14 protein-coding genes are annotated in these 14,207 nt (G+C 47.3%); 10 read left to right on the plus strand and 4 right to left on the minus strand.

The annotated features are described in order from the left end of the window. The first annotated feature begins 130 nt into the window (after positions 1–130). From cytR to I2494_RS18410, 7 genes are all read left to right on the plus strand, one after another. Positions 131–1,153 (plus strand): DNA-binding transcriptional regulator CytR, encoded by a 1,023-nt coding sequence (gene cytR, locus I2494_RS18380; RefSeq protein ID WP_228351013.1) that lies wholly within the window; start codon positions 131–133, stop codon positions 1,151–1,153. A 75-nt stretch (positions 1,154–1,228) separates the two neighbouring features. Beyond that, on the plus strand, positions 1,229–2,056 hold the full coding sequence (gene ftsN, locus I2494_RS18385) for a cell division protein FtsN (protein ID WP_218467478.1): 828 nt from the start codon (positions 1,229–1,231) through the stop codon (positions 2,054–2,056). Between the two features lie 198 nt (positions 2,057–2,254). Then, positions 2,255–2,785, plus strand: coding sequence for an ATP-dependent protease subunit HslV (gene hslV, locus I2494_RS18390; RefSeq protein ID WP_218467479.1), 531 nt, complete (start codon positions 2,255–2,257; stop codon positions 2,783–2,785). Between the two features lie 11 nt (positions 2,786–2,796). Next, positions 2,797–4,128, plus strand: a complete 1,332-nt coding sequence (hslU, locus tag I2494_RS18395; protein WP_218467480.1) for an HslU--HslV peptidase ATPase subunit — start codon at positions 2,797–2,799, stop codon at positions 4,126–4,128. Between the two features lie 207 nt (positions 4,129–4,335). Next, complete coding sequence (locus tag I2494_RS18400) at positions 4,336–5,253, plus strand: 1,4-dihydroxy-2-naphthoate polyprenyltransferase (RefSeq protein WP_218467481.1); 918 nt, start codon at positions 4,336–4,338, stop codon at positions 5,251–5,253. A 151-nt stretch (positions 5,254–5,404) separates the two neighbouring features. Beyond that, a complete protein-coding gene (gene rraA / locus I2494_RS18405) occupies positions 5,405–5,890 on the plus strand; it encodes a ribonuclease E activity regulator RraA (RefSeq protein ID WP_140920532.1) in 486 nt (161 codons plus the stop codon). A 230-nt stretch (positions 5,891–6,120) separates the two neighbouring features. Continuing rightward, positions 6,121–6,990: an AraC family transcriptional regulator gene (locus I2494_RS18410; protein WP_218467482.1), complete on the plus strand. Its 870-nt coding sequence runs from the start codon at positions 6,121–6,123 to the stop codon at positions 6,988–6,990. 77 nt (positions 6,991–7,067) lie between these two features. On the opposite strand, the gene zapB is transcribed toward I2494_RS18410, so the two are convergent. After that, positions 7,068–7,307, minus strand: coding sequence for a cell division protein ZapB (zapB, locus tag I2494_RS18415; RefSeq protein ID WP_130590050.1), 240 nt, complete (start codon positions 7,305–7,307; stop codon positions 7,068–7,070). Between the two features lie 487 nt (positions 7,308–7,794). Here zapB and I2494_RS18420 point away from each other — a divergent pair, with 487 nt between their 5' ends. From I2494_RS18420 to glpX, 3 genes are all read left to right on the plus strand, one after another. Then, the gene (locus I2494_RS18420) at positions 7,795–8,613 is read left to right on the plus strand and encodes an MIP/aquaporin family protein (protein WP_218467483.1); all 819 of its coding nucleotides are present in this window, start codon (positions 7,795–7,797) and stop codon (positions 8,611–8,613) included. 47 nt (positions 8,614–8,660) lie between these two features. Next, positions 8,661–10,172: a glycerol kinase GlpK gene (glpK, locus tag I2494_RS18425; RefSeq protein ID WP_218467484.1), complete on the plus strand. Its 1,512-nt coding sequence runs from the start codon at positions 8,661–8,663 to the stop codon at positions 10,170–10,172. Positions 10,173–10,464: 292 nt separating this feature from the next. Continuing rightward, positions 10,465–11,475 (plus strand): class II fructose-bisphosphatase, encoded by a 1,011-nt coding sequence (gene glpX / locus I2494_RS18430; RefSeq protein ID WP_218467485.1) that lies wholly within the window; start codon positions 10,465–10,467, stop codon positions 11,473–11,475. Positions 11,476–11,574: 99 nt separating this feature from the next. Here the strand turns inward: glpX and I2494_RS18435 are convergent, their stop codons facing one another. The 3 genes from I2494_RS18435 to rph all read right to left on the minus strand — a co-directional run bounded on the left by I2494_RS18435 (position 11,575) and on the right by rph (position 14,030). Next, on the minus strand, positions 11,575–12,459 hold the full coding sequence (locus tag I2494_RS18435; protein ID WP_218467486.1) for a WG repeat-containing protein: 885 nt from the start codon (positions 12,457–12,459) through the stop codon (positions 11,575–11,577). Positions 12,460–12,586: 127 nt separating this feature from the next. Continuing rightward, positions 12,587–13,228, minus strand: a complete 642-nt coding sequence (gene pyrE, locus I2494_RS18440) for an orotate phosphoribosyltransferase (protein ID WP_218467487.1) — start codon at positions 13,226–13,228, stop codon at positions 12,587–12,589. Between the two features lie 85 nt (positions 13,229–13,313). Beyond that, on the minus strand, positions 13,314–14,030 hold the full coding sequence (rph, locus tag I2494_RS18445) for a ribonuclease PH (RefSeq protein WP_218467488.1): 717 nt from the start codon (positions 14,028–14,030) through the stop codon (positions 13,314–13,316). Positions 14,031–14,207 lie beyond the last annotated feature (177 nt).

Below are 14,207 nucleotides of genomic sequence, written 5' to 3' on the forward strand. Positions count from 1 at the left end.
AAGCAGGGGCATGCTACAGCACTTCATTTTATATTCCCCCTGAAAACGAAAGAATAAATATCAGGGAGAATAACAGGCGATACCCTAATATATGTACATAGGGCATATTGCCATTGGGAGGATCCCCTCTTTGGAACAAAATAAACATCCGGCACAGGTGACGATGAAAGATGTCGCCGATTTGGCAGGCGTGTCAACAGCCACTGTCTCCAGAGCACTCATGATGCCGGAAAAAGTCTCCTATAAAACCCGGGACAGAATAGAAAAAGCCATTAAGCAAACGGGATACATTCCTTATACACTGACTAAAAGTCAGAAACAGGGTGAGTCCAAAATATTACTGGCTATGGCACTGGACATCACTGACCCGTTCTTTACCGATGTGATGCAAGGCATTCAGCAAACTGCGGCTGAATATGGTTATATTGTTCTGTTTCTGGACAACCGCCAGCAGCCCATTGAAACCATTTCCCTGGCAACCATATTGCAGCAGGTTAACGGGGTTATTCTGCTGGGAGCCAACTTTCCGTTTGAAAGGCATGATGAAGCCAGCCATACACTACCGCCGATGGTGATGGCCAATGAGTATCTACCAGAGTTAAAACTACCCACTATCCATATCGATAATTTGACCGCCGCCTTTAATGCTGTGCACTATTTGCAACGGCTGGGGCACCGGCGTATTGCCTGTATCTCTGGTCCGGATCATTTGCACCTTAGTCACTATCGTCGGCAGGGTTATGTTCAGGCATTGCAACGAGGGGGGATTGCTGTTGAAACGTGTTATATCACCTCAGGGCCTTTAAATTTCGAGACCGGCGCTGAGGCTCTCTCCCAGCTAATGGCATTACCGCAACCGCCCAGTGCCATATTTTGCCACAGCGACATTGTGGCAATTGGTGCCATTTCTCAGGCGAAAAAAATGGGTATTCGTGTACCGGAACAGCTGTCTATTGTTGGATTTGATGATATTGCTCTGGCACAATATGTCGATCCTCCGCTAACCACTGTTGCACAGCCTCGGTATAAGATTGGTCGACAGGCAGTATTGATGCTGCTCGATCTATTGCAGGGTAGCGGAACCAAGGGTGGATCGGTTCTGCTGGACAGTGAATTGATTGTTCGCGCCAGTACCGCAAAACCACATAACTAGCCAAAGTACCACATATTACGTACTATAACGGTTCTCTTTTAATCTGTTTCTAAAAACAAACGTAGTGAAGTCATAGTGGCACAACGAGATTATGTAAGCCGTAGCCGATCGGGGACGCGGAGTAAAAAAAATAGCAGAAAGAAAAAAAGCTCATCAGGCGGCGCATCTAAGCTGATGATTGTGCTTGCTCTCGCCGTATTGGTCGTGTTTGGCGGAGGCCTTTACTATATTACCCAGCATAAGCCTGAAACGGTTCCTGCCGCCGGAACACCTGCGGTTCAACCAGGAAATGGTTTACCACCAAAGCCGGAAGAGCGTTGGAGCTACATAAAAGAGCTGGAAAATCGTCAGGTTACCAACTCACCTAATTCAACAGGTCAGCCAAAAACAAATACTCAGGCACCGTTGACTGCCGAACAGAAAAGAATGCTGGATCAGATTCAGGCTGATATGCAAAAGCCACCGATTCAACTTTCTGGCGTTGATGCCAGTGGTCGCCCATCTACTGCTCGCGATGGCGGAACTAAACCGGCGTTAAATAATACGGCGGCGGTGAATACTCAGACACAGCAACAGACGCCAACGCCAACACCACCAAAGAAAGTCACACCACCAGCGCCAGCACCGGTGACTTCAACGCCAAAAACCACCAGCCAGACAGCGGCCCAGGCACAAAGCCAACGCTGGATTATTCAATGTGGCTCATTTAAAGCACTGGATCAGGCCGAGTCAGTGAAGGTTAATCTGGCGTTCTCCGGTATTGAAAGCCGAATCAGCACCAGCGATGGTTGGAACCGGGTAATCCTTGGCCCTTATAATAATCGTGAAGCGGCAGACAAAACTTTACAACGGCTAAAAAGTAGCGGTATGAGCGGCTGTATTCCGGTCGCCTCAGGAAAGTAACCGATTGTAATTTATAAATTTTATTTATAACAGCGGGCTACCTCAGGGTAGCCCGAATGTTATTCAACCCTGCGGCTCTAACGCTGAATATTTTACTTCTTCAGGGTTGAAAATCTGATGCCATTCCCCCATCTAATTTATTAATTATGCCTTGCCTCTTATGTAAGGCTGTTTCTATCAGCTAATGAGGATCTGCACGTGACAACAATTGTAAGCGTTCGCCGCAACGGTCATGTAGTAATTGGGGGTGATGGCCAGGTAACTCTGGGTAACACCGTGATGAAGGGCAATGCCCGTAAAGTTCGCCGCCTGTATAACGACCGTGTAATTGCTGGCTTTGCCGGTGGCACCGCAGATGCCTTCACTCTGTTTGAACGCTTTGAGCGCAAGCTGGAGATGCACCAAGGGCATCTGACTAAAGCCGCCGTTGAACTGGCGAAAGACTGGCGTACCGACCGTATGTTACGTCGATTAGAAGCGCTGCTGGCGGTAGCGGATGAAACTGCTTCGCTGATCATCACCGGTAATGGTGATGTGGTTCAGCCAGAAAACGATTTAATTGCAATTGGTTCCGGTGGCCCTTATGCCCAGTCGGCTGCCAGAGCACTATTGGAAAATACCGATATGAATGCCAGAGATATTGTGGAGAAATCTCTGTCTATTGCCGGTGATATCTGTATTTACACCAACCGTTTCCAAACCATCGAAGAATTAAAAGCTAAAGAATAAGGACCGTAATGATGTCTGAAATGACCCCTCGCGAAATAGTCAGTGAACTTGACAGCTATATCATCGGTCAGAACAAAGCCAAGCGTGCAGTGGCCATTGCTCTGCGTAACCGCTGGCGCCGTATGCAACTTGATGAAATGTTGCGTCATGAAGTCACGCCAAAAAATATTTTAATGATCGGCCCAACTGGTGTCGGTAAAACCGAAATTGCGCGCCGTCTGGCTAAACTGGCCAACGCACCATTTATCAAAGTCGAAGCCACCAAGTTCACTGAAGTGGGCTATGTGGGGAAAGAGGTCGACTCTATCATCCGTGATTTAACTGATGCCGCCATCAAAATGGTTCGTCAGCAATCCGTTGAGAAAATGCGTTTTCGTGCCGAAGAACTGGCGGAAGAGCGTATCCTTGATGTTTTAATTCCACCAGCACGCGACAACTGGGGTCAGACTGAAAACGGTTCTGACAGCTCTGCCGCACGCCAGGCATTCCGTAAAAAACTGCGTGAAGGCCAATTGGATGATAAAGAGATCGAAATCGAGCTGGCATCGATGTCCATGGGGGTAGAAATTATGGCACCTCCGGGCATGGAAGAGATGACCAATCAGCTACAGTCAATGTTCCAGAATCTGGGCGGACAAAAGCAAAAGCCGCGCAAGATGAAGATCAAAGATGCCTTCAAAGTGCTGATAGAAGAAGAAGCCAGCAAATTGATCAATCCGGAAGAGCTCAAGCAACAGGCAATTGATGCTGTTGAGCAGCATGGAATTGTATTTATCGATGAGATCGACAAAATCTGTAAGCGTGGCGAAGTTTCCGGCCCGGATGTATCCCGTGAAGGTGTTCAGCGTGACTTACTGCCATTAGTAGAAGGCTGTACCGTATCCACTAAACACGGCATGGTTAAAACCGATCACATTCTGTTTATTGCCTCCGGCGCATTCCAGACCGCCAGTCCGTCAGACCTTATCCCTGAATTACAGGGTCGTTTGCCTATTCGTGTCGAGTTACAAGCTCTGACCACGGAAGATTTTGAACGTATCCTGACTGAACCAAGCGCTTCATTAACCGAGCAGTACAAAGCGTTAATGGCAACGGAAGGGGTAACGATCAACTTCCTGGCAGACGGTATTCGCCGTATTGCAGAAGCGGCATGGCAGGTCAACGAGCGCACAGAAAACATCGGTGCCCGTCGTCTACATACCGTTCTGGAGCGTTTAATGGAAGATATCTCCTATGACGCCAGCGAAAGCAACGGCACCAGCATTGATATTGATGCAGAGTATGTTCGTCGCCATCTGGATGAATTAGTGGATGATGAAGATTTAAGCCGTTTCATTCTGTAACGTTTTTTATCGCTCTACTCAATCTGTCGTATTTACGGGAGGCACTAGCCTCCCGTAAACTTATCCCTTAGTATTCGTTTGGTTTTATCCCAGAATCAAAGCAAACTCTCGTTAAATTCTCTATAATACGCGTATAGTTAGCGGCTAGCCGATCTGCCCGCTATGAAATTATTCTCAAATTAAAAGTTACTAAATTAAAACTAAAACATGAGCCAAACTCACTCAACAAGTAAAACAGCAGCCTGGATTGAAAGCCTGCGCCCCCGCACATTGCCTCTGGCATTGGCATCGATTGTTACCGGCTCTGCGCTGGCTGCCTGGATGAACCATTTTCAGTTGGATATTGCGCTGATGGCGCTGCTGACTGCGGCAATGCTACAGATTTTATCTAATCTGGCGAATGACTATGGCGATGCAATAAAAGGCAGTGATACCGAAACGCGTATCGGCCCCAATCGCGGAATGCAAAAAGGGCTGATTAATCAGGCTCAGATGAAACGAGCCCTGATTATTGTGATTATTCTCACCATCGCTTCCGGTATTGCGCTGATTGCCCTGGCCTGTAAAAAACCCGAAGATATCATCGGTTTTCTGGGGTTAGGTTTACTGGCTATCATAGCCTCCATCACTTATACCGTTGGCCGCAAGCCATATGGCTATATGGGATTAGGGGACATTTCTGTTCTGATTTTCTTTGGCTGGTTAAGCGTTGCCGGTACCTATTACCTACAGGCCGGAACCTTCGATACTGTCGTCATGTTACCCGCCACCGCTTGTGGTTTGTTGGCAACCGCTGTATTGAATATCAACAATTTGCGTGATATCGATAATGACCGTATGAATGGTAAAAACACGCTTGCAGTACGCTTAGGCCCACTATGGGGTCGCCGCTATCACTTCATGTTACTGGCCGGCGCACTTTTGTGTCTGGTTCTGTTTGCCCTGTTTGATTTGCGTAGTTGGAGTGGCTGGCTGTTTATTTTGGCGGTACCGTTACTTTACCGTCACGCTATGTATGTATTACATGAACCAACGGCAGTGGCAATGCGTCCTATGCTGGAGCAGATGGTTAAAGGTGCGCTACTGACCAATATTCTGTTTGCTATCGGTGTAGTGCTCAGCTAACTCTGCTTATCAATCATTTTTATCATTCCCCTTATTGAATCAGCCGCTCCGGCGGCCTCAATACCAGGATGACTTTGCTATCCTTGTAAAAATCAGGATATACTGATTATTCATGGCGAAAAATGAACCAACGGAAACAGGCGACGATTTTATGAAATATGATACTTCCGAGTTATGTGACATCTATCATGAAGAAGTCAACGTTGTGGAACCCCTGTTCTCTAACTTTGGCGGACGCCCCTCTTTTGGTGGTCAAATCACCACGGTTAAATGCTTCGAAGACAATGGCCTGCTGTATGAGCTATTGGAAGAGAATGGCCAGGGTCGCGTATTACTGATCGACGGCGGCGGTTCAGTTCGTCGTGCACTGATCGATGCCGAGTTAGCCCGTCTTGCCGTTCAAAACGAATGGGAAGGTCTGGTAGTTTACGGCGCGGTTCGTCAGGTAGATGAACTGGAAGAGCTGGATATTGGCATTCAGGCTTTAGCTGCTATCCCGGTTGGCGCTGATTCACAAAACATCGGCGAAAGCGATATTCGCGTAAACTTTGGTGGCGTGACCTTTTTCTCCGGTGACCATCTGTATGCCGACAATACCGGTATCATTCTGTCAGAAGAAGCGCTGGACATCGAATAAGCCATGATACGCGGAGACATTCAGGTTTCCGCTATTTTGATTTCCGGTTAAAACAGACCGGGCAGCGGCGGTTTCAGATAACATCACCGCCTGTCCGCTGTTTTAGTTTGAACTTAATTATCCTCCTGCCCAATATTCCCACATAATATTTATCATCACTCTGTATCTCAGCAAGATCGGTCAGGCTGTGCCGACGGTTTTCTGCCAAAGTATTGAACATGGAGGATGTAATGTTCGATGACAAAACCGATGCTTATTCCAGGCGCTTTAGCAAGGTGCTCAGCTATATTGAACAACACCTGGATGATCCACTGACCATTGAGTTACTGAGTGAAATTGCCAATTTTTCACCTTTTCATTTTCACCGGCAATTCACCACTTATTGTGGAATGCCAATAGGTCGTTATATTCAGTGGATGCGAATCAGGCGTGCATCGTACCGACTGGCCTTTAATCCGTTGGAAAAAATTATCGATATCGCCCTTGATGCCGGGTTTCAAAATCCCGAGTCATTTAGTCGCGCCTTCAAGCAAGCGCTGGGAAAAACACCCAGCCAGTTTCGGCAACAGCCTGACTGGCTTGACTGGCATCAGCGCATTCCTGAGCAAAAATATATAAGGACCCAAACCATGGAAGTGAAGATAGTCAGTTTTCCTGATACGCCAATTGCCATGTTGACCCACCGGGGCAATCCGGACTTGATCAATGCGACAGCTACGCACTTTATTGAATGGCGTAAAAGCACCGGGCTATCGCCGGTATGCACCAGCCAAACTTATGGCATTGCCTTTCACGATCCGACAACAACAGCGGCTGAGGAGTTTCGCTTTGATATTGGCGGCTCGGTAAATGCACCCATCCCCGAAGATAATTCATTTGGTGTAGTCAATGGCCGGATACCAGGCGGACGATGCGCCGTGGCTCGTCATCAGGGCTCACACCAAACTCTGACCGAGAGCGCTCGTCGTTTATACCGTGACTGGCTGCCCGCCAGTGGAGAGGAACTGCGTGATTTTCCACTCTACTTCCATTACTTCAATTTTGTACATGAAGTGGCTGAACATGAATTACTGACGGATATCTATTTGCCACTGAAATAAAAGAAGAGCTAAATAATCCCAATAAAAACGCCGCATAGGCGGCGTTTTTATTGTCTGATGGCTAACCGTTACAACGATTAAACTTCATCCATTTTACCCAACAGAAGACGTAAACGCTCCTGCCAGGCTTGTTGTTCTTGCTTCAACTGAGCGTTTTCGTTCACTAACGACTCACGTCCGTTAGCAGACGTTTCAATTTCACGAGTTAAAGAGTTATTTTTCTCTTTCAGCTCTTCAATTTCCATTTGCAACAGGGTGATGGTATCAATGGCCTGTTGAACCTTAGCTTCCAGTTTTTCGAATACTTCAAATGACATCATTTTGTCCTCATATAGACATAACCGCAAAGCGGAAAACCTAACATTTATAACAGCCGCTAGCGGCAAGACTCGCACATCCCATCGGTGGAACGCCAAAATCAACAGCCTGATTGTATTTACCTGATCGAACGCTGTCCAGACATAGACCCATATAAAGCGCGAATGTTCAGAAATTTTGTCAATCGGGCGGTACCGTTAGCTAATTAGCAGCAAAAAATAATTAAACCAGTGGTTACTCATTCTTACCATGGCAACTACTCATTTCATCTGAAACGAATTCTACGCCAAGAGAAACCTGCTTCACTTATCACTTTTCGAACTCATAAGAGCAATAATTTGACCGAATACACAAAATCATACTTTCGTTATTTTTCGATATAGCGCGATAACGATAAAATCCGTCCACTTCCTCTATAACTAAAAAAATAGAGGCTAATACGGGTAATCAGATTACCACTCTACCCTTCAATGGAGGATTATATTTATGAGCCAAAATCCTGGCCCTACTTTAAAAGGGCAATGTATTGCTGAATTCCTTGGTACGGGACTATTTCTTTTTTTTGGTATCGGTTGTGTTGCTGCACTAAAAGTTGCCGGTGCCAGTTTTGGACAATGGGAAATTAGTATTATCTGGGGTCTGGCAGTCGCGCTGGGCGTTTACTTAACCGCGGGTGTATCCGGTGCTCACCTGAATCCGGCGGTAACTGTTGCGCTATGGCTATTTGCCTGCTTCGATCGTAAAAAAGTTATCCCTTATATTCTCTCACAGGTTGCCGGCGCATTTTGCGGTGCGGCCATGGTATATGCTCTCTATTTCAGCCTGTTTTACGAAGTAGAAGCCGCTCAAAATATTGTCAGGGGCAGCGTAGATAGTCTGTCACTGGCAGGTACCTTCTCTACTTACCCAAACCCGGCAATTAACGTATTCCAGGCATTCTGCGTGGAAGTGGTAATTTCTGCCACCCTGTTAGCGTTAATTCTGGCCTTAACGGATGATGGCAACGGTGTACCTCGTGGCTCACTTGGGCCATTACTGATCGGTATTTTGGTTGCTGTTATTGGTGCATCAATGGGCCCATTAACCGGTTTCGCCATGAATCCGGCTCGTGACTTCGGTCCGAAATTATTCGCCTATTTTGCTGGCTGGGGTAATATCGCCCTCACTGGTGGAAGAGAGATCCCTTATTTTATTATCCCAATTTTGGGGCCAATTATTGGTGGCTGTCTGGGTGCATGGGGCTATAAGGTATTTATCGGTGGTAATTTACCCTGTGATGCCTGCTCTATCGAAGACGAAAAATAATGGCCGTTCTTACCCCTTTTACTACGTCAATTCACGGAGTTACCGCAATGACGACTGAGCAAAAATATATTGTATCCCTCGATCAGGGAACCACAAGTTCGCGAGCAGTGGTTTTAGACCACGATGCTAACATTATCGGCGTATCACAGCGTGAATTCACTCAAATCTATCCTCATGCAGGTTGGGTAGAGCATGACCCAATGGAGATTTGGGCGACCCAGAGTGCGGTACTGGTTGAAGTACTGGCTCAAACAGGTATCAGTTCTGATGAAGTGGCCGCTATTGGTATTACCAACCAGCGTGAAACCACTATCGTCTGGGATAAAGCTACTGGTAAACCTATTTATAACGCAATTGTCTGGCAGTGCCGTAGAACAGCCAGCATTTGTGAGCAACTGAAGAAAGAGGGAATGACCGACTACATCCGTGAAAATACAGGCCTGGTCGTCGACCCTTACTTTTCAGGTACCAAAGTAAAATGGATTCTGGACCACGTAGAAGGCGCGCGTGACCGTGCTAAACGTGGTGAGTTGCTGTTTGGTACTGTTGATACCTGGCTGGTCTGGAATATGACCCAAGGCCGCAGCCACGTCACTGACTATACCAACGCCTCTCGTACCATGCTGTTCAATATTAAAACTCTGCAGTGGGATGAGCGCATGCTGGAAGTGCTGGATATTCCACGGGAAATGCTGCCGGAAGTTCGCCCATCGTCTGAAATCTACGGCAAAACCAACATTGGTGGTAAAGGCGGAACGCGTATTCCAATCTCCGGTATGGCCGGCGATCAGCAGGCAGCACTGTTTGGTCACCTGTGTGTTCAATCGGGCATGGCGAAGAACACTTACGGTACCGGTTGCTTCCTACTGATGAACACCGGTAAAGAAGTCGTTAAGTCGGAACATGGCTTGCTGACTACTATCGCCTGTGGCCCACGTGGCGAAGTGAACTATGCGCTGGAAGGTGCGGTATTTATTGGTGGAGCCTCTATTCAGTGGCTGCGCGATGAACTGAAACTGTTCACCGATGCGATGGACTCCGAATATTTCGCCACCAAAGTAAAAGACAGTAACGGTGTCTATGTCGTACCTGCATTTACTGGCCTTGGTGCGCCATACTGGGACCCGTATGCACGCGGAGCCATTCTTGGCCTGACCCGTGGTGTTAACTCAAACCACATTATCCGCGCGACGCTGGAGTCTATTGCTTATCAGACTCGCGATGTACTGGATGCGATGCAGGCTGATGCCGGAACCCGACTGAAAGCCCTGCGGGTTGATGGTGGTGCCGTCTCTAACAACTTCCTGATGCAGTTCCAGTCAGATATTCTGGGTACATCTGTAGAACGCCCTGCGGTTCGCGAAGTCACCGCATTAGGTGCAGCTTACCTTGCCGGTCTGGCGGTTGGCTTCTGGAGCGACCTGGATGAAGTGAAGAGCAAAGCAGACATTGAGCGTGTGTTTAAACCGGGCATTGAAACTACCGAACGTAACTACCGTTACAAAGGTTGGCAGAAGGCCGTGGAGCGCGCTCGTGATTGGGAAGAGCATGACGAGTAATATTACTCTGTAGAGTTTCTCTCTTTTCAGATCAACTATTGAGGACATTCCGACCGTAAAAACAAAGTGCCTGTATTATCTTTGTACGCGGTCGGAGAATCGTCTCACTCAATAACAAAGAACGTCGGGCTTAACCTGACGATTCATTCTCATGACAGATAAAGGGCCGGTATACGGCCCTTTATCTATGGATTATTCTCTCACCCCGCCATTTCACCACGCTTTAACTGTGATAAGATCCCGGCAGTTTTTTACTCATCTTAATTTTTCAATATATTACGGACCCCAATACATGAAACGTGAACTTGCGATTGAGTTTTCTCGCGCCACCGAAGCTGCTGCGCTGGCCGGTTACCGCTATTTAGGCCGTGGCGATAAAAACAAAGCGGATGGTGCGGCAGTTGAAGCCATGCGCATCGTACTCAATCAGGTCAATATCGACGGTGAAATTGTCATCGGTGAAGGTGAAATCGATGAAGCACCAATGCTGTATATCGGCGAAAAAGTCGGTACCGGCAATGGCGATGCCGTTGATATTGCGGTAGACCCGATCGAAGGTACACGTATGACCGCGATGGGTCAGGCCAATGCACTGGCGGTGCTGGCGGTAGCGGAAAAAGGCGCTTTTTTGCACGCACCTGATATGTATATGGAAAAACTGGTTGTTGGTCCCGGCGCTAAAGATACCATCGACCTGAATCTGCCTTTGACGGAAAACCTCAAACGTATCGCGTTAAAACTCAATAAGCCACTGCCTGAGCTAACAGTGATTACCTTAGCTAAACCGCGTCACGATAAAGTGATTGAAGAGATGCAGCAGTTGGGCGTTCGGGTATTTGCTATTCCTGATGGTGACGTAGCCGCCTCCATTCTGACCTGTATGCCGGACAGCGAAGTTGACGTTATGTATGGCATTGGCGGTGCTCCGGAAGGGGTTATTTCCGCTGCGGTTATTCGCGCACTGGATGGCGATATGCAATCCCGCCTGTTGGCTCGTCATCAGGTGAAAGGCGACAGCGAAGAAAATCGTCGTATTGGCGAGCAGGAACTGGCGCGCTGTAAACAGATGGGAATTGACGCAGGTAAAGTGCTCAAACTGGGAGAAATGGCCCGTAACGATAATATCATCTTCTCTGCTACCGGCATCACCAAAGGTGACTTACTCAATGGCATTCAGCGCACCGGTAATATGGCAACCACCGAAACGCTGATGATTCGCGGTAAATCTCGTACCATTCGCCGTATTCAGTCAATTCACTATCTGGATCGTAAAGATCCGGCGCTGTGCGATATTTTGCTGTAGAAATATTACGTTAACCAGCGTTGCCGCCAGACCTATTATTGCCGTCAGAAATCGAGAAGAGTAACGGTGACAATAGGTTCTGGCTTTAATCAATATCGATTACTCATCTGATTTCTTTTCAGAAATCACCTCACCTTTCTGGTTATAGGCTATGGCTGTGCCATCTTTTTTCCTGAGGAAAATATAACTGGCTTCCTGGCTATCTTTACCACCAGGATAAGAAACTAAAGTATCGGTAAACATGGCAACAACCTGATTGTCTGGTGTAATCAGTTGATAAGTACCATCACTGGTGGAAACCATTGCCGTTCCCCCCTGAAAGTAGTAAGCCTGCTCATACATCAGGGGAATAACTAACTTGCCTTGGGTATTAATATAGCCAGCCTTTTCATTTTTACCCCGCACTACAGCAAGACCATTAGAAAAAGACTCAATTACCTTATAGCTACTGAGATCAAAATTCGTCTTTTTGGCATGACGGTCAATATAGTAATGCCTTCCCTGTTTATCGAGTACTGGCATTAAACCATCTTTTCCAAAGCCTATCTCGGCTGGCAAAATAAAATATGGCTCGGAATTAAGCTTAATGCCATCAGTATTATAGATATCGTAATAAACGGAAGACCGGAGATTTCCAATGGTAATATAAGCGCGATCATCAGTAGAACTTACCTTTGAGCCGGTAATGATGTTATCACCATCAACCAGCAGTTCAGTAAAATGGCCCTTAAAAAGCAATTTCTTATCACTCTTCCGATAAATCTCATAGCTTCGACCGTGCGCAGAATCACGGGAAGCCATCAAGAAAGAACCCTCTACGGTAATATCACTATCTGTTTTACTACTAAGTTCCTGCCGAAGCTCGGCTTCCATTTCTGCATGCGTTGAGCCAGACACAGCCAACAGACCGACTGAAAAAAACAGGCCGAAAGCCAGATATAATGACTTGACTGGAAAAACGGGCAATAACGTTTTCTGGTTCATCGTTCACGAACTCACTTGTACTTAGCAGCTTAAAAGCATTAACTTGGTTTATTATTCGTATGTAAACGATATTGTGGCTTCATGACTCAGAACCTGTCTATAGACTCCATCTAAAATTACTTTCGTATCAAATACCATATTCTTTCTGATACGCCTTAATGGCTATCAGGTTCTCGCTCATCTCTGGTTTCTCCGCTAAATACTCCACCAGATCGTCCAGAGTGATGATAGTGATCACCTCACACTGGTAGTCGCGTTTCACTTCCTGAATGGCAGAAAGTTCTCCACGGCCCCGTTCCTGACGGTCAAGAGAGATCAACACCCCGCTTAATGTAGCCTCGTGCTGACGAATCACTTCCATTGATTCACGAATAGCGGTTCCGGCGGTGATAACATCGTCCACCAGCATTACGCGTCCTGCCAGCGGACTTCCTACTAAGTGACCACCTTCGCCGTGATCTTTGGCTTCTTTGCGGTTAAAGCAGTAAGGCACATCTCGGTCATGGTGTTCGGACAACGCCACTGCTGTCGTGGTCGCAATAGGAATGCCTTTATAGGCCGGGCCAAACAGCAGGTCAAACTCAATGCCGGAGTCCACCAGTGCCGCCGCATAAAAACGCCCTAACAAAGCCAGATCGCGACCGGTATTAAAGAGACCCGCATTAAAAAAGTAGGGGCTGATTCGTCCTGATTTTAGATGGAACTCACCAAACTTTAATACCTGCTTGTTAAGCGCAAACTCAATAAACTGGCGCTGATAGGGTTTCATAAACGGCATCTCCTTAACTGATTACACAACTTTGAATCGTAAAAATTTGATCGTAAAAAAAGCGACGTCTCCGTCGCTTTTCAACTTATTGTTCAAGTACTGCTTTTTGCGCCTTGATGATAGTATCAATTCCCTGACGCGCCAGCGCCAGCAGGCTTAATAGCTCTTCGTGGGTGAAAGGTTCCCCCTCTGCGGTGCCCTGCACTTCAATCATACGGCCATCGTCAGTCATCACCACATTCATATCGGTTTCTGCTGCGGAGTCTTCTACATATTCCAGATCGCAAACCGCTTCACCGCCCACAATGCCAACAGATACCGCGGCTACCATGCACTTCATCGGGTTTTGCTTTAGCTTACCGTCGGCAACCAGCTTGTTTAATGCATCAGCCAGCGCCACGCAGGCACCAGTAATAGAAGCGGTACGCGTACCACCATCGGCCTGTAACACGTCGCAGTCTAAAGTAATGGTAAACTCACCCAGTTGGGTCAGATCCACCGCTGCGCGCAGTGAGCGAGCAATCAGGCGCTGAATTTCCAGCGTTCTGCCACCCTGCTTACCTTTTGCGGCTTCACGTGGGTTACGGGTATGAGTTGAGCGAGGTAGCATACCGTATTCTGCGGTGATCCAACCTTGCCCCTGACCTTTCAGAAAACGTGGAACGCCTTCTTCAATCGTGGCGGTACATAATACTTTGGTTTCGCCAAACTCTACCAGAACAGCGCCTTCTGCATGCTTTGTGTAGTTGCGAGTAAGGGTGATAGGGCGTACTTGTTGAGCACTTCGACCTTCTGGACGCATGCAATAATCTCCGCTGATTTAGTTTCAGGATTGGCTCAGGAGGTGTTCCACAGTAGCTTCTCGATAATACTGAGGAACACACCCTGCTTCTGTGACCGCGCATTATACTGACTTCGTGACCTAATGCCTATCATGGGTTGGCACTCAAGGGTATAATCTTTTTTTCTTCGACAAACG

Origin of the sequence: Limnobaculum allomyrinae, assembly GCF_016649425.1 — a bacterium.
Taxonomy (GTDB): Bacteria; Pseudomonadota; Gammaproteobacteria; order Enterobacterales; family Enterobacteriaceae; genus Limnobaculum; species Limnobaculum allomyrinae.